Genomic DNA, 22,220 nt, shown 5'->3' with positions numbered 1-22,220 from the left:
TCACTCCTTCAGATCGTTCACCTGCTTCACCCAGGCGCGCACGTCGGCGAGCACCTCGGGCAGCACCGCTCTCACCTCCAGCACGGTCATGCCGGCCTTGATGCGGGGGTCGTAGAGCAAATTGAGGATGTACTGGTCGTAGACGTCGAAATAGCCCATCGAGACGTTGTCGTTGAACATCGTCCACGGCACGCTGGCGGTGTCGTTGATCGGCCCGAGCGATTGCAGCACCTCCTCGTAGGCGCAGTCGAGGAAGGTGAAGTCGCCGGTGTCGACGGTCAGGATGACGTCGGAATGCTCGATCTCGAATTGTTCGTTCTTGCGGAAGCCGGACAGGCATTGCGGATCGAGCGAGGTGCGGATCTCGCGCGCCTTCTCCGCGCCGTAGAAGCTCGTGATGGTGCGGTAGAGGTCGCGGTCGCGCACCAGCTTCACCCGCACATTCGCCGCCTCGGCGGTGTCGGTCATGGCGATGTCGAGATGCTGCACGCGTTTGCCGATGTCGGCGACGACCCTTGCGAGCTGCGCCTTGCGGTCGGCGCGGTCGGTCTCGGCGAACACGCGCACCGGTCCGTCGAACTTGCGGATGCGATCGACACGGCCGGCGAGGTGGTATTCGGCGCCGAAGGCGGTCTTGAAAAAGCCGTCGACGATCTCGGCGTCGGCAAAGCTCTTCTTTTCGGTACGCTGCCGCGAGGCGATCGCGGGTAGCTCGCCGGCGGTCGCCATGGGCGCGGTGTCAGGCACGAGCGCGAACGCTGCAAACGCCAGCAGGGCGAAGCGAGGGGCAGCCGAGGGCGGGACCAATGCGCTCATCGTCGCGCCACGCTGCCGTATTCGCTGCCCGCGCACAAGTCCGCAAATTCACGCGGCGGGCAGCATCCCGCCGTGTCCGCGGATCAGTTGTTGAGTACGACCACGGTGGTGCCGACGCCGACGCGGCCGTAGAGGTCGGTGACGTCGTCATTGGTCATGCGGAAACAGCCCGAGGAGACCGCCTGGCCGATCGTCTCCGGCTCGTTGGAGCCGTGGATGCGGTAGAGAGTCGAGCCCAGATACATCGCGCGCGCGCCGAGCGGGTTCTCGATGCCGCCCTTCATGTGACGTGGCAGGTCGGGCCGGCGGGCGATCATCTGCGAGGGCGGCGTCCAATCCGGCCATTCCTTCTTGGCGGTGATCTTGTGCACTCCGCCCCAGCGGAAGCCGTCGCGACCGACGCCGATGCCGTAGCGCAGCGCCTGGCCGTTCTGGAGCACCAGATAGAGCCGGCGCTCGGCGGTGTTCACCACGATCGTGCCGGGGGCATAATTGCCGTTGTACATGACGGTGGTGCGGGGGATCGGGCTCGCGCCGCCGCCGAGAAAGCCGGTGGAGCTGGTGCCCGTGAAGTCGACCATCCCCGCCGCGGACGCGCCGGCCGCGCCGGCCAGCAAGAGCGCCATTGCGGTGATCGGCGCGGCAAAAAACCGGATCATTGCTTCCCCCAGAAAAAAATCGATTCAACGACAGCCACAGGCCATACTTGCGGGCATTTCGCAAGCCACGGCCCCGTGAGACAGGGCATCCCCCGGCGGATGGCGTTACCAAATCGGCAACCGCGCCAATTTGTCGAAAAAAGCATTAGCCAAACCGGCGGATTGCCATGCGGGGCAGGGTCGCAATGCCGGCTATTGCTTTGACCGGGCCAGCGAACAATGATTGATCGCAGGGATCACTGGAAATCGCCGGTTGCGGGAGCAAGAAGAATGAACGGTGCGGAAAGCCTGGTGCGGACGATGGTCAAGGGCGGGGTGGACGTCTGCTTCACCAACCCGGGCACCTCCGAAATGCATTTTGTCGCGGCGCTCGACCGCGTGCCGGGCATGCGCTGCGTGCTCGGCCTGTTCGAGGGCGTGGTGACGGGGGCGGCCGACGGCTATTTCCGCATGAAGGGCTCGCCGGCCTCGACCCTGCTGCATCTCGGCCCCGGCCTCGCCAACGGCCTTGCCAATCTGCACAACGCCAAGAAGGCCAATTCCGGCATCGTCAACATCGTCGGCCAGCACGCCGTCTACCACATCGACTACAACGCGCCGTTGACTTCCGACATCGAGGGCCTGGCCCGGCCGATGTCGTCCTGGGTCCGCACCTCGCCGAATTCCAAATCGGTCGCCGCCGACGGTGCCGCGGCGATCGCCGCCGCCAGGAGCGCGCCGCCGCAGATCGCGACCCTGATCCTGCCCGCCGACACCGCCTGGAACGAGGCCGATGGCATTGCCGAGGTTCCGGCCGAGCAGCAGCGCGCCAGCTATTCGCCGCAGGCGGTCGAGCAGGCCGCAAAGATCCTGCACGGCGACGGCGAGGGCACGCTGCTCCTGATGACCGGCAGCGCGCTGAGCGAGCACGGCCTGGCGCTGGCCGAGCGCATCGCCGGCAAGACCGGCTGCACCGTGATGGGCCCGACGTTCCGCCCGAAGATGGCGCGCGGCCGCGGCCGCTTCTCGATCGACCGCATCCACTACGTCATCGAGAACGCGCTGCCGATGCTGGCCAAGTTCCGTCACATCGTGCTGGTCGAGTCAGACGATCCCGTCGCGTTCTTCGCCTATCCGAACAAGCCGAGCATGCTCAAGCCCGAGGGCTGCGAGGTCCATCGCATGACCTCCTGGGGCGAGAATTCGGTGGCGGCGCTGGAAGCGCTCGCCGGCGCCGTGAGGGCCAGCGCCAGGGACGTCAAGCCGCAGGCGTTGCAGGAACTGGTCAAGCCGACCGGCGCGCTCACCTTCGCCTCGATCGCGCAGGCGATCGCCTGTGCGATCCCCGAGAACGCGATCATGGTCGACGAATCCCTCACCACCGGCCGCGGCTTCTTCCCGCCGACCGCGGCAGCCGCGCCGCACGACTGGCTCCAGAACATGGGCGGCTCGATCGGCTTCTCCACGCCGCTGTCGATCGGTGCCGCGATCGCCTGCCCGGACCGCAAGGTCATCACCATGGTCGGCGACGGCAGCGCGATGTACACGATCCAGTCGCTGTGGACGCAGGCGCGCGAGAATCTGAACATCGTCACCATCGTGTTCGCCAACCGCATCTACCAGATCCTGCGCGGCGAGTTCGACAATGTCGGCGCCGGCGAGCCCGGCCAGCGCGCCAACGACATGCTCCGCCTCGATCGCCCGACGCTCGATTTCGTCGCGCTGGCCAAGGGCATGGGCGTGCCGGGCCGCGCCGTCACCAACGCCGACGAGTTCAACAAGGCGCTGGCAGAGGCCGTCGCCGAGCCGGGGCCACGGCTGATCGAAGTCCAGATGTAAGGGGCGCGCAAGCGACGGAGCGCCGAGAGCCCGGAGGCAAAATGCAGACCGAGCTGAACAAGGTGATCGCGGCGCTCCGGGACTTCTACGCCCACGAGGGCTTCCTGTTCGAGAAGGACATCGGCGAGCGTGCGATCACGCACCGCTTCGCCGTCCATCTCGAGCGGCAGTTTTCCGGCTGGTCGGTCGACTGCAATTACGACCGGCTCGGCGAGCGGACGCTGCACCTGCCGCACGGCACCATCATCTCGACCGACGATCATCTCGGCAAGTCGATCTATCCCGATGTCGTGGTGCATCAGCGCGAGATCCCGAACAACCTATTGACCGTCGAAATCCGCAAGGCGAGCAATCATACGCCGCTGGAGCACGATCAGCACAAGCTGATGGCGCTGACCGATCCGCATGTCTGGTTCGCCTATTGGATCGGCGTGCTGCTGGTGCTCGACCAGCACAACGTGACCATGTCGGAGGTCTATGTCAGCGGCGTGGTCGATCCGGCGCAGTCGCTCTGGTTCGCGGAGCGGCTCGCGGAAACCGGCTTTGGGGCGGCGCGTTAGGGCGCCTACTCATAAACGTGAGATATCGAGGCAGAGCGGAAGACGGTTAGCGACGCGACCCGTGGGACATTTGACTATTCGTTAGCGTGGCATAGACTGATTACCTGAGGTCGGCTTGTCGCTTACTGACACCAAGATTTTGCTCTCCAACTGATTGTCCATAGATAAATCAAAAAGGAATTTTTATGCTGGACCGATTTCGAGTCGCGTCACTTTTCTTCGTCTTTTCGTCACTGCTCTATTGTGAACACGCTCTCGCTCAGGATTCCTCGTCCCGTTACGGGATGGGTGGTCAAACCAAGCAATTTGGTGAAGTCCGCAAGCAGATCTCCGAGAGCGGTCAACCTTTCCGAATCGAAGGTCATTGTCAGTCGGCCTGCACAATGTTCCTCAAATTGAAGAACGTCTGTGTCGACCCGAATGCCGAACTATTGTTTCATGCGGCCGAAACCCCCAAAGGTACGCAGAGGATGATGAACTCCTACAATGGCTCGCTGCGCGGCTACCTCGTCGCAAATCACATCATGGAAACGACCAGCTTCACCACCATCTCAGGGCGGGACATGATCAGGAAATTTGGTTACCGGTCCTGTTCACCGAAGTGAGTGTTCTGCATTCTGGTCGACGCTTGCTCTCGCCGGAGTACGGTCCCGTCGAGCGAATCGCTGCGCTGCCGAGCTAAACGATTCCGTTTTTGGTGTCCGTGCAGCATAGGCGTGCCAGGGACGCAAATGGCGCCATCTCCTTCTTGTTCCTCCTGAAAGTAGTTTTGAATTTTTCGAAGACCTGCAGTGCACGACCTGTCCCGTTAGAGAAACAACGACTGAGATCAAGTTGCAATTTACTCGCAGTCTCCATCGGGCTGCGCTTGAGCGAGGACTCCGCATGGACAGGTGGTCAGGGTGGACAATCGTCCTTTGCCTTGTACTAACGCTCGGTCCCCTGCAGGCACAACCCGATGAATGCTCTCGTGACGCGTTGCAAAAGCATGCCTGCGAAACACCGAACGGCAAAGCCACAGAATCAAATGTTGGCGTCCCGCTCCCGGCAAGCTTTCTTCCTCCGCCGCGATCGATTGCGGATATCACCGCGATTCTCGATAGCGAAAAGCCCGATCCCGCCACTCTGGCTAGAATGAAATCTGCCGCCGACGCGGAACCTTCTGACGACCTTTCGCAAGGGCCGCTGGCGCAATTCTACTACGCCCGATCCGAGGCGAGGGGAATCCTGGGGCGCTCGGCCGATGCGCTGGCCGACAGTCAGCACGCGCTCGTCGCCGCGCGGGCGGTCGGCAACCATCGTCTTGCGATGCGGATCGGGATGGATGTCGCGAGCAGGCTCAAGACGGTGGGTGACTACAAGCGCGCCCTCGCGATGGCAGAACGGCTGATGGCCGAAGCCGATCAACCGCGCACAAGGGGTAATTTGTTCCCCCTGCACCATCTCGCTGTCAATATTGCGGTTGCCATGGGGGACCTGCCGCGGGCTGACGAGTACTTACGACAAGCACTGGCCCTCATCGAGGAGGCGCGCAGTGGCAACCCCCGCTGGCAAGCCTACCGCATCAGAGGCAGCTCATGGGAATGTTCAATTGCATGGATGCAAGCGGTCATTTTCGCCGCGCGAGGCCAGTATCGTAGTGCCGAGGCCGCCTATGTTCGGGCACGCGAGTTCAGAATGAAATCGATCGAGGTCTTCGACAAGCTAGCAAAAACAGACCCGGACGTGCCGCTGGATTCGGACCTGCAGAGACAGACCGATTCATTTCTGCTGAATATCGCCACGATGAAATCACGGCAAGGACGGCTGGCTGAAGCCGAGTCGGACGCTCGCATCGCATTGTTTTCGCGTCTCAAGGCGGACGGCAAGTACAATCGTCTGACAACGCCCTACGTCACTCGTCTTGCCAACATCCTGAATTGGGAAGGCCGCTTCTCAAAGGCCGAGAGGCTCGTACGAACGGGCCTCGACATCCAGCGCACGCTTGGTATCGGCGACGCGGATCCGAATAGTGCCTACGCTCTCTCTTGGCTCGGTTCTATCCTGACCGGCGAAGGGAAAGCGGATGAGGCAAATGAGGTCTTCGACCAACTCGACCAAGCGGTTGCCACCTGGGATGCCCGGCAACGGGAGGGTTTGCTGTGGAACGCCACGCGGATCAATGCGCTCTTGGCTTCAGGTAGAAACGAGGAAGCGCTCGGCGCCGCGCAGGCACTTGTTCAACACGAGGTCGCACGTTTCGGCGAGAGCAATTATGATAGCGCCTCTGCAAGGGGCGTTCTGGCCATTGCCTTGATGCGCGCAGGCAGAGGCGCCGAAGCAATCCACGAGTTCAAGCTCGCGTTGCCGGTGCTGCAAGCGGCGCAACAGGACTCTGATGATAATGATGCTGCGGTTGTGGCAAAGGCTGAGGCCCGACTGAAGTTCATCGTCGAGAACTACATCAAGCTCCTCGCAACAACCCGAAGCCCAGCTGACGACATTGCTGCGCAAACTTTCATCTTGGCGGACTCCATTCGCGGGCACGCAGTGCAGCAGGCTTTGGCCGAGTCGAGCGCACGCGTGGCGGCAAAGGATCCGGCGCTCGCCGAGCTGGTGCGCAATGAGCAGGATCTGAGTAAGCAGCTCAGGGCTCGGGTCGGCTCGCTCAATAATCTTCTAAATGTGCCGTCAAGCGAGCGCGACGAGAAAATCCTGCACGACGTCGAGAGTTCGATTGCGCGATTGCGTGTCGATCGGGACGTGGCTCGTGCCGAGATGAACGGGCGGTTCCCCGCCTATGCTGATCTCGTCAATCCGAAGCCGCCTAGCATAGCACAGATCAAGGACGCTCTTCACGACGGCGAAGCGGCTCTGTCGTTCTACTTTGGAGACGATGCGAGCTTTGTCTGGGCGGTCCCAAAGAGCGGCCCGATCGCTTTTGCTTCCGTTGAAGCCAAGCCCGATGAAATCAAAAGCAAGATAAAAAAGCTGCGGGAAGCCTTGGAGCCGGAAGCGGCGTTGATTTCCGATATCCCGCCCTTCGACGTCGGCCTCGGTTATCAACTCTATTCCCTCCTGCTGAAGCCCGTTGAAGCCGGCTGGAAGCAGTCGAAAAGCCTGATCGTGGTGACGAACGGTGCGCTCGGGCTGCTACCGCTGTCGCTGTTGCCGACCGCGCCATCCGTGCTCAAATCCGACGACGGTCCGCTCTTCGCAGGTTACCGGAATGTTCCTTGGCTGGCTCGCACGCATGACGTCGTTACTCTGCCATCATTGTCGGCACTTCGTACCCTGCGTTCCCTGCCGGCGGCCGCTTCCGGACGCAGCCAACTCATCGCATTCGGTGACCCGCTCTTCAACGAACAGCAGGCCGAGGAGGCGGAAGAAACGAACGAGCCTGTCAATCCCTCGGCTGCCTCAACTATGCGTCGCCGGCCATTAAGTCGGAGATCAATTCCGAAGCTGGAAGGCATTGACAGCGCCGAGCTCGCGATGCTGCCACGGCTTCCGGACACTGCCGACGAACTCAAGTCGATCGCGCTTGCGCTGGGGGTCGATCCGTCGAAAGTGCTGAGGCTTGGGAGGGATGCCAACGAAAAGGTCGTCAAGACGACGAATTTGTCCAGCTTCAGGATCGTCGTTTTCGCGACGCATGGCCTCGCGACGGGGGAACTCGACGGGCTGACGCAGCCTGCTTTGGCGCTGACCGCGCCTGCCGTCGCCGGCGTCGACGGCGATGGGTTGCTCACGATGGAGGAAATCTTGCAACTGAGGCTCGACGCGGACTGGGTCATTCTTTCGGCCTGCAATACGGGTGCCGGGGAAGGGGCCGGCGCGGAAGCAGCATCTGGGCTCGGCCGCGCGTTCTTCTATGCAGGCACACGGGCCATTCTCGTAACCAACTGGTCGGTTCATTCGCAATCGGCAAAGGAGCTGGTCACCGATCTATTCAAGCGCCAGGCAGATGATCCCAAGCTGACGCGCGCTGAGGCGCTACGGCAGGCGATGATGGCTCTGATGGACGGGCCGGGTTATGTCGGCCCCGACGGGAAGACAGAGTTCACTTACGCTCACCCGTTGTTTTGGGCGCCCTATACCATCTTGGGCGACGGCGGCACGCGTTGATCGCCTCGAAAAAAGGGAGCGCGACGCAAGTTGGTGTTGTCCCGGTCCGAGAGAGGTAGACCATCGGGCAGCTCGTCTTTGGCAAAAGGGCCGCCCGCTTCGCGCGAGCGACCCTTAAGCACCAGTCACTACAAGCTCAATGCAGCGGAGCGCCGCCACCGAGCGCGTAGGTCACGAGGTCCTTCAGCGCGAAGTTGGAACCGGTCACCGGCGCCCAGTTAGGATCGAGCGACAGCACGGAGGAGGCGTCGCCGAACATCATGCCGAGGAAGACTTCGGCGACGATGCGTCCGCCGACCGGCCCGAGCTGCGGCGTCTTGATGCCGGTCGCAGGCGCGCCGCTTGCGGGGACCGTGACCGAGGTCGCGAACTGGCGCGCTTCGGCGAGGATGTAGGTCCAGAGCGGGCAGTTGCCCTTGAACACGCCGTTCGCGATCGACGCGATCGGAACTTGCGGGTCGCCGACCGGATCGGGATTGTCGACGGCCCGGCCGACGACGATCTGCTCGTCGGTCAGCGGCGTCTGGTGCATCGCCCTGGCGACCGCCTGGCCCGACGGCAGCCCGAGCCGCCAGCCGCGTTCGAGATTGCGAAGCGCCAGCGACGACGGATTGGAGGCGACCTCAGGCGGCAGCTTGCGCAGCGGATCGACCAGCGAAGTGTCGATGCGATAGGCGAACTGGAGCCGCCGCTTGTTGTCGGGATTGGTGCCGTCGTCCTCGACGCCATAGGGGCGCGTGTCGATGTCGATGAAGCGTCCCCAGTCGATCGCGCGTCCCGGCCCCATCGCGCGGAAGCCGGTCAGCGCGTTGTTGTCGGGATTGTTCGGATCGGGGAAGATCTGGAGCAGCATGTTGTCGGCGTCGTTCAGCCGATAGCCGGGCCGGATCATGGAATGCCCGAGCCGGTAGGCCGCGACCGAAAACTCGACCGGCATGTAGGGGAACGTCTTCCAGTGATAGTAGGCGAGCTTGCCGCGATCGTAGTGGCCGCCGGTCCTGAGATCGTTCAGCACGGCGGCATTGACGATGCGCGGCAGGAAGTCGTTCAGCACCACGTATTGATAGTGGAAGCGGACGCGCTGTTGCACGTCCTGGAACGAGAGGCCGTCGTTGTCGTCGACCATGCGGTTGTGGAAGCGCAGCATCAGCCCCTGGAACTGCGAGACGATGCTGTTCTCGTCGTTGCGGGGATCGCCGATGAGTGCGCGGCCCCTGAAGCGCGGCAGGTCGAAGGCATTGGAAACGCCGGTGCCGGTCAGCGGGTCGCCGAGGAGGAATTTGCCTGTGTTGTCGTACATGAAGGGCTGGTCGTTCGGACCGCGCCCGTAGAGATTGTCGAGATCGAACGACGGCGTGCGGAAGTCGACGAGCCCGTCCGGATCCTGCTGCTTGGTCAGCGAGCTCACGGGATCGAAGGTGATGTCGTGATCGACGAACTGGCCGAAATATGTGTAGAGCGCGGGAATCCCGCTCTCTTCCGCGTCCGGCCCATCCTTGGGCGGATCGAAATCGCCGACCATGTTGTCGGCGAGTGCCGAGAGGTTGGCGATGTTGTCGGCCTCGTTCGGGCCGAATTTCGCCGGTGTCAGCGTGCGGAACATGCGGCCGAAGCGGCCTTGTGACAGCGGCGAGCGGGTGGCGTTGAGACCGCGGGGGGTAATGGCGTGACGACTGCTCATAAAGGACCTCCATGAAAAGTTACGACGGCAAGCAACTAAAGTTAAAGTTGTTCGCAATAGAATATGCATGTGAGGCTAGATCGCGGAATCCGGCGTCGCAATGCGTTGTTTCACACATCGCGCGACGTCGATCCGGATTCGCGAGACGGCACCGCGATCAAGCTGCGGATGCGCTTCGCAAATTTTTCGTGTGTCGATTCCGAATAACATTCTCGTCATCGACGTCGGCGCATGGAAGCAACGTCAGCCTCGCCGACCTAATCGGCAGAGCGATCGTCGTGCCCGGAATCGTGTTCGCGTAAAAATTGCAATGGTGCACATATGCCGCGTCACCAAAAGCTGCGGGCTTGGCGGATGCGTGGCGCGGATCGATGCCGCCACTGGGGCAAAGGTCCGGCAAGTCGTCGCGAGGCACTCGCGTGGTCCGGGACTCGTCCGGCACGATGCCGCAAATGTCCTGGTATCGGGGCGTGCGCCGCGCCCGGCATCGGCCTATGATGCGGCGGGCCGGCGTGGCATGTGACCTCGGCCACATTTTGCAGCCGTGGTCCCGCCTATCCTCGGCGCACTTGCACGCGTCGATCCCGCGGGACTTGAGCTTCCGTCATTGGGGATCAGGCATTTTGGAGGTTCTGATGCAAAGATCATATTTGCTGGCCGCGACTGCGGCACTGGCGCTCGTCATGCACACGCCGCTCGCGCTGGCGCAGAGCGCGCCCGCCGAGGGTGGCACGCCGCCGGCCGCCGCAACCAGCGCGGCGCCGGCCGCAACCACGGCTCCAACCGCGACCACGGCTCCGGCCGCGACCACCGACAATTCGACCGCGCCGGCCGGCTCGAAGAAGAGCGCCGAGAAGAAGCCGAAGAAGAAGATGACGCGGCAGCAGGAGATCGATCATTCGATCGACAGCGGCACCGTTCCGGCGCGCTATCGCAGCTCCGTGCCGAAGCAATATCAGCAGTATATTCCGTTCGAGAAGCAGTGACCGGCGCCGCCGCGGCGTGAGGCGTTTTCCGCCTTGCGCTGCGGTGGAATTGGCCGGAAGCCATGCAGCAGCGACGGCGCGATCTGATCGGCTGCCCCCTGTGGCGGTCCGCGGTCCCGGTGTTAGACTGGGCCAAGCCGGGGGGAGCCGTGATGAGTGACGACGCAAAGGATGCTGGCCTGGTGGCCATGATCAGCAGCATCCTGGGAGGCAACAAGCGTGCAGAGGGCGCCAGCCCGCCGCCGCTCGCCGACTTCACGCCGGCCGCGCCGGCGGCCGAACCCGTCGCTGCGGTGCCTGAGATCCCGGAAGCCGAGTCGCCGAAGCTCCAGGATGCATCCGATGACGCGGCAGCTTCAAAGCCAATCGCGCCTGCCGCTCAACCCGTGACACCCGGCGGCAAGCGACTCCTGCCGGCGGAGGCGATTGCCGAGCTCGTGCTCGGCGAACTCCGCAAGATCGAGGATTTTCCGGCGTCCGGCGTCTCGGTCACGGTCTACGGTTACAGGCACTGGAACGCGATGATCACCTTCGCGCCGTTCTCGACCAATTTCCAGAACGCGACGCGGTTCCGCCAGGCGCTGCCCGATCTCGTCTTCAAGCTGCGCCGTTTCGTCGAACTTGAGATATAGTGGAGGACGATCGCAGGGGCGCTTCGACGCAGTTCATTTCGATGGACTGCGGTGGAATGACGCGGCGATCACGCCAAAACCGTTCGACAGGATATCGAATTGAGCGTCGCCTTTACCAAAGAAGAGAGCGCCGAGACGGCCTCCGAGACGTTGCTGCCGGATCGCCCGATCTCGCCGCATCCGAACCTCGTGACGGAGACGGGCTTGAAGGCGTTGCAGACGCAGCTCCACCAAGCGCGCGAGGCCTATGAAGCCGCGCAAGCCATCGACGACGTCAACGAAAAGCGCCGGCAGTCGGCAGTGCCCTTGCGCGATGTCAGATACTTCGCCGAACGGCTGCGCACCGCTCAGCTCGTCGCCGATCCGGCATCATCGGATGTTGTCGCCTTCGGCAGCACGGTGACGTTCAGCCGCACCGATGGCCGCGTACAGACCTACCGCATCGTCGGCGAGGACGAAGCCGATCCCAAGGCGGGCTCGATCTCGTTTGTCGCGCCGGTCGCGAAGTCGCTGATGGGGAAGGCGGTGGGTGATGTCGTGGGCGCGGGCGCGCAGGAGACCGAGATTCTGGCGATCGCCTGAGGGCACGTCCTCCCCACGATAGTGCTGGCTATCGCTGCGGCAAGGGCGCATGGTCGTGTCAGCCGCGGCACCGGTCGGGCTTCACTCGCGAAGGGCAGGCGTGCATGACCATCCACCCGCGGCGAGAAGCCGTCACGTTCAGGCTTCCAATCCGCATCGGCAGCACCGAGCGCAACGCGCCGGTCGATTGGCTCGGTCGATCTTGCGAACGCGCAAGCCGCAGACGCGAGCACCGCAAATGACTGAGCACCCCGTCGATCTCGATAAGCACCGCGGCATGGCCGCGCAGAAAGCGACCGAGCTTCGCCGCGCATTGGCCGAGGTCGAAGCCAACGTCAGGGAGCTGCGCGAGCGCGAGGCCGACCTCGAGAATCGCATGCTGACGGTGCCGGCCGCGTCCTGGCCCGAGGCCGCGACCAAGGCCCGCTATCTGCTCAACCTCTATGCCGCGAGTCTGCCGGTCGAGGACACCCGCCACCGTGCGCTGGTGGCTGCACTGTTCGACGATTTCGTCAGGCTGTCGGAAGAAGGCTGAGCCGAACGTCGGGCATCTGGTCTCGACGCGTGACGTGCAACGGTCGCGAAGGCGGGTGGCCGTTCGCGCGCGATGATTGCTGCACTCGTGAGGAACGGATCACGTAGCGAGGTAAGCCATGGCATTGACCCGCGGCCGCTTTATCAGCCACGAGTACGATCGAATGATCGTCCGCTTCTCGATGCAGGACGGCGCCAGGGAAGTTCCTTGCGCGATCTCGACCGCCGCGATGGATGATCTCGAACCTGGCTCGCATGTCAGGCCCGAGCAGAGGGAAGCACAGTTCATCCGCCTGCGCGACCGCATCGAGGCACGCGCGGCGAGCAAATACTGCGCGACGGAGTTCGAAGGCGCTCCGCCGGGGATCGTGCTGCGCGGCATCGATTTCAGGTCGTAGGAGCCTTGATCTCCGGCAAAGGCGGTCTGCGCTCAAACGGCTTCTTTTTCGGCGGCGCGGGCAGCAATCCTTCCCGAATCGCCTGCTTGCGAGCGAGCTTGCGCGCGCGGCGAATGGCTTCGGATTTCTCGCGCGCCTTTTTCTCGGACGGCTTCTCGTAGGAGCGCCGCTGTTTCATCTCGCGGAAGACGCCTTCGCGCTGCATCTTCTTCTTGAGAACGCGAAGCGCCTGCTCGACGTTGTTATCTCTGACGACGACCTGCATTGATGTTCCTCGCTCGAGGCTGCAAATGCGACACGTCCTGCAGGCAGCCAATTGCGCAGGAGCTTCATTGCGATTTTTCAGGATAGTAGCCGCGACTTCAGTCGCCGGCTCCGGACCGGTCGATGCGCTCTCGCACGCGATGCAACCTCGTGCGTCACGTGAACACTCTCGCGCGGACAAGTCAATCGACAAGGCCTGCCACGATCTCGGCCGATCCGGCGGGAACAACCGGCCGGAAAAACAAATCGGCTTCCGCCCTTGTAAAAGAACGAGTGCGGTGTATATTGAAATCGTTCGATCAGCCGCTGTGCCTTGTTGAATGCGCCCGCGGGCTCCTTTTCCAAAGACATCGACGAAATTGAAAGTGTCCGCGTGATTGTTGCGCGGCACGCATGCGCTGCTGCGCTTTGGAGAAGAGAATGGCGACAGGTACCGTGAAGTGGTTCAACGGCCAAAAGGGCTTTGGATTCATTCAGCCGGACGACGGCGGCAATGATGTGTTCGTTCACATCAGCGCCGTCGAACGCGCCGGTCTTTCAGGTCTAGCGGAAGGCCAGAAGGTCAATTTCGAGACCAAGACCGACAAGATGCGAGGCAAGGTCAGCGCCGAGAATCTCTCGCTGGCTTGATATCGTGGTGCCGTTTCACGGATGTACTGAAACGGCCGCTTGGCCCGCTCGATCCCAGGATTGAGCGGGTTTCGTCGCGTGCAAAACGGAGTGAAGCATGAGCGCCAGGAAAACGGCCGAGCTGTCACCCGAGGGCATCGCGCGTTCCGATCGCAAGCGCCTCGCCGCTGAAGAGGGAATGCGCGCATTGGCGGACGTCGAGAGACAGGCCATCGAAGTGCGCAGGAACATGGCGCGGCTCCGAGAGATTCGCGAGGCCAGGGAACGCGAGAAGGAAGCGGCGGACGCAGCTCTTCAGACCGCCTCGCCCGCACGCGCGGTCAAAAAGCGTTCCAGGAAAACGGCACGATAATCGTCTTCAGCGTCGTCGCCGCAATTCGAGCGCCGATCCCATTCCGGAGAGTGCAGGTCGTGCGCAGAATCAAACCGGAAGGCGGAACCATCACTTTCTTCGTCGCGTTCGGCGCTGGCAGGCAGATGTGCCGGCTTGCGACGACCTTCGATACGCAGAAGCAGGCGTTCAGCTACCTCCAGAAGCATCGAACGGAGTTCGAGCATATGGCGCGCACGCGCCTTGCCTCGGGGGAACTCGAAGACGGCGTCGTCGTGCTGTCGATGCTTTGATCGTCTCGACCACGTCTGCATCGGCGGGTCTTCAATGGATCGGGTGAGCGCTAGCTAACACGTCCCGTCGCGCCGGCTCCGCTGCTCTGCTTCCCTCGCCAGTCGCTCGGCCTTGAGCCGTTCCCTGTTCGCGTGGAAAGCCTTTTGCGCCTTCTCGCAATCGCTCACGCGGCTCGGCGGGCCTCTTCCGAGATGTTGCCATCATGCCCCTGTTTTGCCCGACGTGTCAATTGTATTTCGGAAAAGGCGCAGCCGATCGGTCCGACTGATGTCGGCTACTGTGCATGGGGTTGTTTTCGAGGCTTTGACGGAGCGGGAGCAAGATGCCTGGTCCGTCGACGCTCTTCGAGCTACGCCGGACACGCTTCGCCATCATTGGGCGTGGCTGCGCCACGCGAAGCCTTTTGGCGAAGCGTGGTGGGCGCACAAGGGATCGAACCTTGGACCTCTCCCGTGTGAAGGGAACGCTCTCCCGCTGAGCTATGCGCCCGGGACCATCATGCAGACGGCCGGACTTTTGGGGCCGGCCGGCGCATCGAAGCCCGCGATTTAGAAGTGCGGGCTAGACGTGTCAAGTTTTCAGGCGCCCCGGGGCCGGAAAACCTTTCGTCGATCGTTCAAATCGGCGGCGAGGCCGGGTTTCGGGCTGATTATGCGCCCTGCTGGCGGGCGCGGGAGGCGTGGGCCTGGAGCGCGCGGATGCGTTCGGCCAGTGTCCCGCCACCCTCGGGCAGGGGGCTTGCTGCCGCGCCGTTGGTGGCGATGCCATTGGCCGGGCGCGGGGCCGGCTTCGGCGGCTGGCCGGCCTCGGCCGCCAGCAGCGCCTCGATCGGCGAGTTCGGGCCTTCGAGCTGCATCGCGAGCTTTGCCACCTCGGCGGCGATGTCGTTGATGCGCTCGCGCAGCAGCGCGTTCTCCATGCGCTCGGTCGCCCAGGAGCTCTCGGCCTGCTGCTGGATCGCGTTGATGTCGCGCTGCAGCTTGGTGCGCTCGTCGCGGGCGGTGCGCAGCTGGTCTTCCAGCGCGGCCTTCTCGGTGCGCAGCGTCTCCATCGCGGCCGACGACTTGCCGCCGCTCAGGGCGGCGATCTCGACGCGCAATTCCTTGATGGTGCGTTCGGCGCCGTCGTTGCTCTGGCGCAGCTGGTTGTTCTCGTAGTCGCGCTCGGCGAGCAGCTTGCCCTGCGTGGCGAGGCGTCCCTCGAGGTCGGCGACGCGGCCCGACAGCATCTCGGCCTCTTTCACCTGCACGACGAGCTGGCGATCGAGCTCGGTGACGCGCTGGCTCAGATTCTCGACGCGGCCGCGGGCATCGCCAAGCTCGCGCGAGGCGACTTCCGAGTCCGAGCGCTCCTGCGTCAGCCGGGCCTGCGTGGCGGTGAATTCCTTCTCGGCGTCGCCGACGCGGTTCTTCAGTTCCTCGATCTGGGCGCGCACCGCGACCAGCTCGACCTGGCGGCTCTCCGCCATGATCGAGCGGTCGGACAGTTCGGAATTGATTTTTGCGAGCTCGGCCTGCTTGTCGGTCAGTGCAATCTCGGCTTCGCGCAAGGACGCGGTCTTGGCGTTGAACTCTTCCTCGGTGGCGCGGAGCTGTTCCTTCACCGCCTTCTCGCGCGCCTCCAGCGCGAAGATCGTGGCGTTCTTCTCGCCGAGCTCGATCTTCATGCGGTTGATGGCGTCGCTCTTCTTGCCGAGCTCTGCGAGCTGGCTGGTGGTCTTGTTCTTGAGCTGGTCGACGCTCATCTCGAGCCGGCGCGCCGACATCGCGAACTCGGCGCGGAGCTGGTCCTTGTCGGCCTGGATTTCCGCCATCGACAGCGGTGTCGCCGCCTCGAGCCGGCGCGTGGTCAGGCGCACCGCGCGGTTATGCACCAGCGGCACGATGGCAAGCCCGCACAGCATCGACAGCAGGAAACCGATCGCCAGGTACATGATCGGTTCGACCATGGGTCAGAGCTCCAGAAACAAGGAAAAATTTACCAAGGACAATGCATGGCGGGCCGGCAAAAAGCCAGCCCCGCCCTGTTGTTAACGTGAATCCGGAATTGGATCGGAAGAGGGGATCTAGAACGGGTTCCAGGTCGCGCGCGGCGTGTATTTGAGGTAGCCGATATTGGCACCCAGGCGTAGCCCGATGCCGGAGCGGATCGGCACCAGCACGATGTTGTTGGCGGTGAGCGCCGTCATGCCGAAGCCGCCGATGATGTAGGCCGAGCCGTCGATGCCGGCGAAGCGCTGGTAGATCGCGTTGGTGGCGGGCAGGTTGTAGACGAGCGTCATGGTGCGCGCGCCGTCGCCGCCCCAGTCGAAGCCGAGCGAGGGACCCTGCCAGTAGACGCGCAGGTCGCCGGCGTTCTTGGTGTAGAGCGTGCCTTCGCCGTAGCGCAGGCCCGCGACGAAGGCGCCGGAGCCTTCCTCGCCCAGGATATAGCCGTTCGGCAGGCCCCATTGGCTGACCGCCTTCTCGATGATCGAGGCGAGCCCGCGCGAGACGTTGCCGAAGAAGCGGTGGCCGGCGGTGACGAGCTCTTCCGGCCCATAGGTGGTGGGTGACGGGGTCCGCTGCGGCGGCGGCAAGTCCGGCGGCGGCGCGGCCGTCTGGGCCGAGGCCGGCACGGTCCAGCCAGCCAGCGCGATGAGCGCCACTGCGGCAAGGCGTGATGCGAAAGTCATAAAAGAACCCCTGGTATCGATTCCGGTCCGCTTCCCTTAACCTGACGCCAACAGGCACGGCTCTAGGTTGCGCCGGATGTCCCCTCGACTCGGATGTTATCCGCAGCAACTATGACGGCACAACGGCAGGAAGATAGCCCTTTGCGCCCCGGAATTGCCTTGATCGGCCGTCTGGTCTGCCTGCTGGCAGGCATTTGGCTGGTCTCTTCCGGATTGCCGGCGCATGCGGCGACCACCGAGCGTGTCGTCGTCAATCGTTTCTCGGGCGTCGCGATCGAAGGCTTCGACCCCGTCGCCTATTTCGTCGATGGCGGCCCCGAGCGAGGAACGGCGGAGTTCGAGGCCAACCTCTGGGGGGCGGTCTGGCGTTTCCGCAACGAGGGCAACCGGGCGGAGTTTCTGGCCCACCCAGAAATCTACGGCCCGCAATTCGGCGGCTATGACCCCGCCGATATCGCCCGCGGCGTGACCATCGCCGGCAATCCCCGCTTCTTCGTGATCTCGGCGCAGCGGCTCTATCTGTTCAGCCGGGAGGCCAATCGCGACGCCTTCGCGGCTAATCCCGAACGCTTCCTGTATGAGGTCGGCAAACGCTGGCCGGCGCTTCAGGATCAGCTCAGTCAGTAGGGCATCACCGCCGCGGCATCGCCCCAGGCGACGAACGCCGGAATGATGAAACCGGTGTCGCCGCGTTCGCCGAAGCGGAGTTCGCCGCCCTGGCCGTCGGTCACCCTGCCGCCGGCTGCGGTCACCACTGCGCAGCCCGCCCCGACGTCCCATTCGCAGGTCGGCCCGAAGCGGGGATAGATGTCCGCGCTGCCCTCGGCGATCCGGCCGAACTTCACGGCCGAGCCGCAGGTCTTTCTGACGGCGTTGGGTCTGTTGTCGATGAATGCTTCGCTTTTGGGGTCGCCATGGGAGCGGCTCACCGCCGCGATCCAGGGCTCGCCGGCTTTCGGCAGCTTGCGGGTCCGGATTGGCTCGGCCGCGCCGATGGCGGTGCCGTCGAACCTCACACGCTCGGCACCGCGGCCGACAATGCCGCGCCAGAGCAGCCCGAGCGCCGGCGCGCTGACGATGCCGAGCAGCGGCACACCCTCGGTCACGAGCGCGAGGTTGACGGTGAACTCGTCGCGGCCGGCGACGAACTCCTTGGTGCCGTCGAGCGGATCGATCAGGAAGAAGCTGCCGCGAAACGGCGGCGTGGCGAGGTGTGTCCGCTCTTCCGAGAGTGTCGGCACGTCGCCGGCAAGCCGTGCCAGCCCTTCGGCAATGATCCGGTCGGCGGCGAGGTCGGCCTCGGTCACCGGCGAGCCGTCCTGCTTGCCGTCGACCCGCATCGCCCCGCGATTGACGCTCAGGATCGCCTCGCCGGCCTGCACCACCAGTGCGGTCAGGGGCTCCATCAGCCGGAACGCGGCCTCGCCGTCGATGATCCTCACCCGCATGCCTCATTCATCGGCAAGTTTCGCCTCTCGTCACGTGATTCGCCTGCGTCCATTACGGCCGCTTCGAACCTATCGCAAGCTAGCTGCCACAGGCTGGCGAATGATAGAACCCGCAGCAACAGTTCAAGCATGCGTGATTCGCCGCGTCCGCACCGTGCAATTCCAGGAACCCTTTATGTCTGACGCTCCGTCACCCGCTACCGCTTCCGCTCCCGACATGCTCGAACTCGCGGCCCTGCTGTGCTCGCGGGTGTGTCATGATCTCATCAGCCCGGTGGGCGCCATCGTCAATGGGCTCGAAGTGCTCGACGACGATCCCAAGCCCGAGGACCGCGAATTCGCGCTCGATCTCATTCGCAAGAGTGCCAAGACCGCCTCCGCCCGCCTGCAATTCTGTCGCCTCGCCTTCGGCGCGGCCGGCTCCTCCGGCGCGCAGATCGATCTCGGCGATGCCCAGACCATGGCAAAGGGCCACATCGAGGACGGCAAGTGCACGATCACGTGGAATCTGCCGCGGCTGCTGCTGCCGAAGAACCGCGTCAAGCTGCTGCTCAACATGCTGGTCGTGTCCCAGCATACGATCCCGCGCGGCGGCATGCTGACGATCGATCCGATCGGCGAGGGCGAGACGATGAGCTTCCGCATCACCGCGACCGGACACAATGCCCGCCTGCCGCAGAACATCTCCGAGCTTCTGAGCGGCGAGCGCGGACCGGCTGCGGATGCGCACGCGATCCAGCCTTATTATACGCGGCTGTTGGCGCAGGCCTGTGGGCTGACCGTGACGCTCAAGCTCGAAGGCGAGGCGATCATCGTTACCGCTTCGTAAGCGCGCCCGTCGCTCTCGAACTGTTAAGCCATCCTTTACGAGGCGCTTCGGCTTGTCCGGAGCGCCTTATGTCTTTGTTGGTTCCGTTCTTTTGCACATACTCAACCATTATTAAACGCTTTGCGGTGAAGCTGGCCCCATTCCGAATAGGCGCATCACAAGTCGTGCGTGCCCTCCCTGTATGAAGGCCTGTTTCATGGATGATCTGTTGCGGGAGTTTCTGACGGAGACCAGCGAGAGCCTGGACACCGTCGACAATCAGCTGGTGAAGTTCGAGCAGGAACCGAACAACGCCAAGATCCTGGATAACATCTTCCGCCTGGTCCACACCATCAAGGGTACGTGCGGCTTCCTCGGTCTGCCGCGGCTCGAAGCGCTGGCGCATGCCGGCGAGACGCTGATGGGCAAATTCCGCGACGGCATGCCGGTGACGGGACCGGCAGTGACGCTGATCCTGTCCTCGATCGACCGCATCAAGGAGATTCTGGCCGGCCTCGAGGCGACCGAAGCCGAGCCCGAAGGCAACGACCGCGATCTGATCGACAAGCTGGAAGCGATGGTCGAGCAGGGCATGGCCGCAATGGCGGCGGGGAGCTCTGCTCCCGTTGCCGAAGCCCCGCCGCTGGTGCCGGAAGCCCCTGCCGCTGCGCCCGCTGCCGCCAAGGAGATGACCACGGGCACGCTGATCGACCAGACCCTGGAGCGTCCGTTGCGTCCGGGCGAAGTCTCGCTCGACGAGCTCGAGCGCGCCTTCCGCGAGACCGCGATCGAAGCCCCGGCGCCGGTTGCCAAGGCTGAGCCGGTGGCTGAAGTCCCGGCACCTGCCGCCAGGGAGGCCGCAAAGCCTGCCAGGGAGAAGGCTGCGCCGAAGAAGTCGATGGCCGACGAGAGCGCCGGCGAGGGCGAGCGCATCGCCAACCAGTCGATCCGCGTCAACGTGGATACGCTGGAGCACCTGATGACCATGGTCTCCGAGCTGGTGCTGACCCGCAACCAGCTGCTGGAGATCTCGAGGCGCAACGAGGACACCGAGTTCAAGGTGCCGCTGCAGCGCCTCTCCAACGTCACCGCCGAGCTGCAGGAAGGCGTCATGAAGACGCGCATGCAGCCGATCGGCAATGCCTGGCAGAAGCTGCCCCGCATCGTCCGCGACCTCTCGAGCGAACTCGGCAAGCAGATCGAGCTGGAGATGCACGGCGCCGACACCGAGCTCGACCGCCAGGTGCTCGACCTGATCAAGGACCCGCTCACCCACATGGTGCGCAACTCCGCCGATCACGGCCTGGAGACCCCCGCCGAGCGCCTCGCTTCCGGCAAGGGCGAGCAGGGCACCATCCGCCTGTCCGCCTATCACGAGGGCGGCCACATCATCATCTGCATCGCCGACAACGGCCGCGGCCTCAACACCGAGAAGATCAAGGCCAAGGCGCTCTCCTCAGGTCTCGTCACCGAGGCCGAACTGGAGAAGATGAGCGAAGCCCAGATCCACAAGTTCATCTTCGCGCCGGGCTTCTCGACCGCGGCCGCCATCACCTCGGTCTCGGGCCGCGGCGTCGGCATGGACGTGGTCCGCACCAATATCGACCAGATCGGCGGCACCATCGACATCAAGTCGGTCGCCGGTGAAGGCTCCTCCGTCACCATCAAGATCCCGCTGACGCTGGCGATCGTCTCCGCGCTGATCGTCGAGGCCGCCGGTGACCGCTTCGCCATCCCGCAGCTCTCGGTGGTCGAGCTGGTGCGTGCCCGCGCCAACTCCGAGCACCGCATCGAGCGCATCAAGGACACCGCGGTCCTTCGCCTGCGCAACAAGCTGCTGCCGCTGATCCACCTGAAGAAGCTGCTCAAGATCGACGACGGCGCGGCCAGCGATCCCGAGAACGGCTTCATCGTGGTCACCCAGGTCGGCAGCCAGACCTTCGGCATCGTCGTCGACGGCGTGTTCCACACCGAAGAGATCGTGGTCAAGCCGATGTCGACGAAGCTCCGCCACATCGACATGTTCTCCGGCAATACCATTTTGGGCGATGGCGCCGTCATCATGATCATCGACCCCAACGGCATTGCCAAGGCGCTCGGCGCCGCCGGCTCCTCGGCCCATGACATGGCCGACGACAATGGCGCGCTCCACATCGGCTCGGGCGAGCAGACCACCTCGCTGCTGGTGTTCCGCGCCGGCTCCAGCCAGCCCAAGGCGGTCCCGCTTGGCCTCGTCACGCGCCTGGAAGAGCTGCCGGCCGACAAGATCGAGTTCTCCAACGGCCGCTACATGGTGCAGTACCGCGAGCAGCTGATGCCGCTGGTGGCCATGGACGGCGTCAGCATCGCCAGCCAGGGCGCCCAGCCGATCCTGGTGTTCGCCGATGACGGCCGCTCCATGGGCCTCGTCGTCGACGAGATCATCGACATCGTCGAGGAGCGCCTCAACATCGAGGTCGGCGGCTCGGCTAGCGGCATCCTCGGCTCGGCCGTGATCAAGGGCCAGGCCACCGAGGTGATCGACGTCGGCCACTTCCTGCCCATGGCGTTCGCCGACTGGTTCACCCGCAAGGAGATGAAGCCGTCGATGCACTCGCAGTCGGTGCTGCTGGTCGACGACAGCGCGTTCTTCCGCAACATGCTGGCGCCGGTGCTGAAAGCGGCCGGCTACCGCGTCCGCACCGCGCCGACCGCGCAGGAGGGCCTGGCTGCCTTGCGCGCGCAGAACTTCGACGTGGTCCTGACCGACATCGAGATGCCCGACATGAACGGGTTCGAGTTCGCCGAGACCATTCGTTCCGACAGCAATCTGGGCGCGATGCCGATCATCGGCCTGTCCGCGCTGGTGTCGCCGGCGGCGATCGAGCGCGGCCGTCAGGCCGGCTTCCACGACTATGTTGCCAAGTTCGACCGTCCCGGTCTGATCGCGGCGCTGAAGGAGCAGACCGCGGGCGCCGCCGGCGCCTCCGAGCTGAGCCGGGCGGCGGCGTAAGACCGG

Annotated in this window: 22 protein-coding genes and 1 tRNA gene; 15 read left to right on the top strand and 8 right to left on the bottom strand. The window is 64.0% G+C overall.

Annotated features, from left to right (window positions below):
* Together XH90_RS28675 and XH90_RS28670 are read right to left on the bottom strand one after the other, a co-directional pair.
* A complete protein-coding gene (locus XH90_RS28675) occupies window positions 1-816 on the bottom strand; it encodes a DUF2927 domain-containing protein (protein WP_194477631.1) in 816 nt (271 codons plus the stop codon).
* An 83-nt stretch (window positions 817-899) separates the two neighbouring features.
* Window positions 900-1,475, bottom strand: a complete 576-nt coding sequence (locus XH90_RS28670; protein ID WP_194477630.1) for a L,D-transpeptidase — start codon at window positions 1,473-1,475, stop codon at window positions 900-902.
* 270 nt (window positions 1,476-1,745) lie between these two features.
* Between XH90_RS28670 and XH90_RS28665 the strand changes: the two genes are divergently transcribed.
* The 4 genes from XH90_RS28665 (at window position 1,746) to XH90_RS28650 (ending at window position 7,960) form a co-directional block, all read left to right on the top strand.
* A complete protein-coding gene (locus tag XH90_RS28665) occupies window positions 1,746-3,293 on the top strand; it encodes an acetolactate synthase large subunit (protein WP_194477629.1) in 1,548 nt (515 codons plus the stop codon).
* Window positions 3,294-3,334: 41 nt separating this feature from the next.
* Entirely contained in the window at window positions 3,335-3,853 is a 519-nt protein-coding gene (locus XH90_RS28660) for a hypothetical protein (RefSeq protein ID WP_194477628.1), read from the top strand.
* Window positions 3,854-4,038: 185 nt separating this feature from the next.
* Window positions 4,039-4,458, top strand: coding sequence for a hypothetical protein (locus XH90_RS28655; RefSeq protein WP_194477627.1), 420 nt, complete (start codon window positions 4,039-4,041; stop codon window positions 4,456-4,458).
* 373 nt (window positions 4,459-4,831) lie between these two features.
* Window positions 4,832-7,960: a CHAT domain-containing protein gene (locus XH90_RS28650; RefSeq protein WP_194477626.1), complete on the top strand. Its 3,129-nt coding sequence runs from the start codon at window positions 4,832-4,834 to the stop codon at window positions 7,958-7,960.
* A 136-nt stretch (window positions 7,961-8,096) separates the two neighbouring features.
* Here XH90_RS28650 and XH90_RS28645 read toward each other — a convergent pair whose 3' ends face one another.
* Window positions 8,097-9,641, bottom strand: a complete 1,545-nt coding sequence (locus XH90_RS28645) for a heme peroxidase family protein (RefSeq protein WP_194477625.1) — start codon at window positions 9,639-9,641, stop codon at window positions 8,097-8,099.
* A gap of 635 nt (window positions 9,642-10,276) precedes the next feature.
* Between XH90_RS28645 and XH90_RS28640 the strand changes: the two genes are divergently transcribed.
* The 5 genes from XH90_RS28640 (at window position 10,277) to XH90_RS28620 (ending at window position 12,773) form a co-directional block, all read left to right on the top strand.
* A complete protein-coding gene (locus XH90_RS28640; RefSeq protein ID WP_194477624.1) occupies window positions 10,277-10,627 on the top strand; it encodes a hypothetical protein in 351 nt (116 codons plus the stop codon).
* 152 nt (window positions 10,628-10,779) lie between these two features.
* Entirely contained in the window at window positions 10,780-11,259 is a 480-nt protein-coding gene (locus XH90_RS28635; protein WP_194477623.1) for a hypothetical protein, read from the top strand.
* 99 nt (window positions 11,260-11,358) lie between these two features.
* Window positions 11,359-11,841, top strand: a complete 483-nt coding sequence (gene greA / locus XH90_RS28630) for a transcription elongation factor GreA (protein WP_194477622.1) — start codon at window positions 11,359-11,361, stop codon at window positions 11,839-11,841.
* A gap of 238 nt (window positions 11,842-12,079) precedes the next feature.
* Complete coding sequence (locus tag XH90_RS28625; protein ID WP_194477621.1) at window positions 12,080-12,376, top strand: hypothetical protein; 297 nt, start codon at window positions 12,080-12,082, stop codon at window positions 12,374-12,376.
* Between the two features lie 118 nt (window positions 12,377-12,494).
* Complete coding sequence (locus XH90_RS28620; RefSeq protein ID WP_194477620.1) at window positions 12,495-12,773, top strand: DUF1488 domain-containing protein; 279 nt, start codon at window positions 12,495-12,497, stop codon at window positions 12,771-12,773.
* Here the strand turns inward: XH90_RS28620 and rpsU are convergent.
* On the bottom strand, window positions 12,763-13,038 hold the full coding sequence (gene rpsU / locus XH90_RS28615) for a 30S ribosomal protein S21 (RefSeq protein WP_194477619.1): 276 nt from the start codon (window positions 13,036-13,038) through the stop codon (window positions 12,763-12,765). The genes XH90_RS28620 and rpsU overlap by 11 nt on opposite strands.
* A 419-nt stretch (window positions 13,039-13,457) precedes the next feature.
* On the opposite strand from rpsU, the gene XH90_RS28610 reads away from it, so the two are divergent.
* The 3 genes from XH90_RS28610 (at window position 13,458) to XH90_RS28600 (ending at window position 14,291) form a co-directional block, all read left to right on the top strand.
* Window positions 13,458-13,667, top strand: a complete 210-nt coding sequence (locus tag XH90_RS28610) for a cold-shock protein (RefSeq protein WP_194477618.1) — start codon at window positions 13,458-13,460, stop codon at window positions 13,665-13,667.
* Between the two features lie 97 nt (window positions 13,668-13,764).
* Entirely contained in the window at window positions 13,765-14,019 is a 255-nt protein-coding gene (locus tag XH90_RS28605) for a transcriptional regulator (protein WP_194477617.1), read from the top strand.
* Window positions 14,020-14,069: 50 nt separating this feature from the next.
* Entirely contained in the window at window positions 14,070-14,291 is a 222-nt protein-coding gene (locus tag XH90_RS28600) for a hypothetical protein (RefSeq protein ID WP_194477616.1), read from the top strand.
* A 415-nt stretch (window positions 14,292-14,706) separates the two neighbouring features.
* Here XH90_RS28600 and XH90_RS28595 read toward each other — a convergent pair.
* The 3 genes from XH90_RS28595 to XH90_RS28585 form a co-directional block, all read right to left on the bottom strand.
* Window positions 14,707-14,781 (bottom strand) — tRNA-Val (locus tag XH90_RS28595).
* A 160-nt stretch (window positions 14,782-14,941) separates the two neighbouring features.
* Window positions 14,942-16,240 (bottom strand): hypothetical protein, encoded by a 1,299-nt coding sequence (locus XH90_RS28590; protein WP_194477615.1) that lies wholly within the window; start codon window positions 16,238-16,240, stop codon window positions 14,942-14,944.
* 117 nt (window positions 16,241-16,357) lie between these two features.
* The gene (locus tag XH90_RS28585) at window positions 16,358-16,966 is read right to left on the bottom strand and encodes a DUF1134 domain-containing protein (protein WP_194477614.1); all 609 of its coding nucleotides are present in this window, start codon (window positions 16,964-16,966) and stop codon (window positions 16,358-16,360) included.
* A 141-nt stretch (window positions 16,967-17,107) separates the two neighbouring features.
* Here XH90_RS28585 and XH90_RS28580 point away from each other — a divergent pair, with 141 nt between their 5' ends.
* Complete coding sequence (locus XH90_RS28580) at window positions 17,108-17,593, top strand: YHS domain-containing (seleno)protein (protein ID WP_194477613.1); 486 nt, start codon at window positions 17,108-17,110, stop codon at window positions 17,591-17,593.
* Here the strand turns inward: XH90_RS28580 and XH90_RS28575 are convergent.
* Entirely contained in the window at window positions 17,587-18,414 is an 828-nt protein-coding gene (locus XH90_RS28575) for a 3'(2'),5'-bisphosphate nucleotidase CysQ (protein ID WP_194477612.1), read from the bottom strand. The two genes, XH90_RS28580 and XH90_RS28575, sit on opposite strands and share 7 nt — an antisense overlap.
* Before the next feature lie 175 nt (window positions 18,415-18,589).
* Here XH90_RS28575 and chpT point away from each other — a divergent pair, with 175 nt between their 5' ends.
* Together chpT and XH90_RS28565 are read left to right on the top strand one after the other, a co-directional pair.
* Window positions 18,590-19,243: a histidine phosphotransferase ChpT gene (gene chpT, locus XH90_RS28570; protein ID WP_194477611.1), complete on the top strand. Its 654-nt coding sequence runs from the start codon at window positions 18,590-18,592 to the stop codon at window positions 19,241-19,243.
* Window positions 19,244-19,439: 196 nt separating this feature from the next.
* Complete coding sequence (locus XH90_RS28565; RefSeq protein WP_194477610.1) at window positions 19,440-22,214, top strand: hybrid sensor histidine kinase/response regulator; 2,775 nt, start codon at window positions 19,440-19,442, stop codon at window positions 22,212-22,214.
* The last annotated feature ends 6 nt before the right edge of the window (window positions 22,215-22,220 follow it).

The sequence above is a fragment of the Bradyrhizobium sp. CCBAU 53338 genome (assembly GCF_015291665.1).
GTDB lineage: Bacteria > Pseudomonadota > Alphaproteobacteria > Rhizobiales > Xanthobacteraceae > Bradyrhizobium.
Note: the sequence above shows the minus strand (reverse complement) of the source record. Positions and strands in the feature narration are given on the sequence as shown.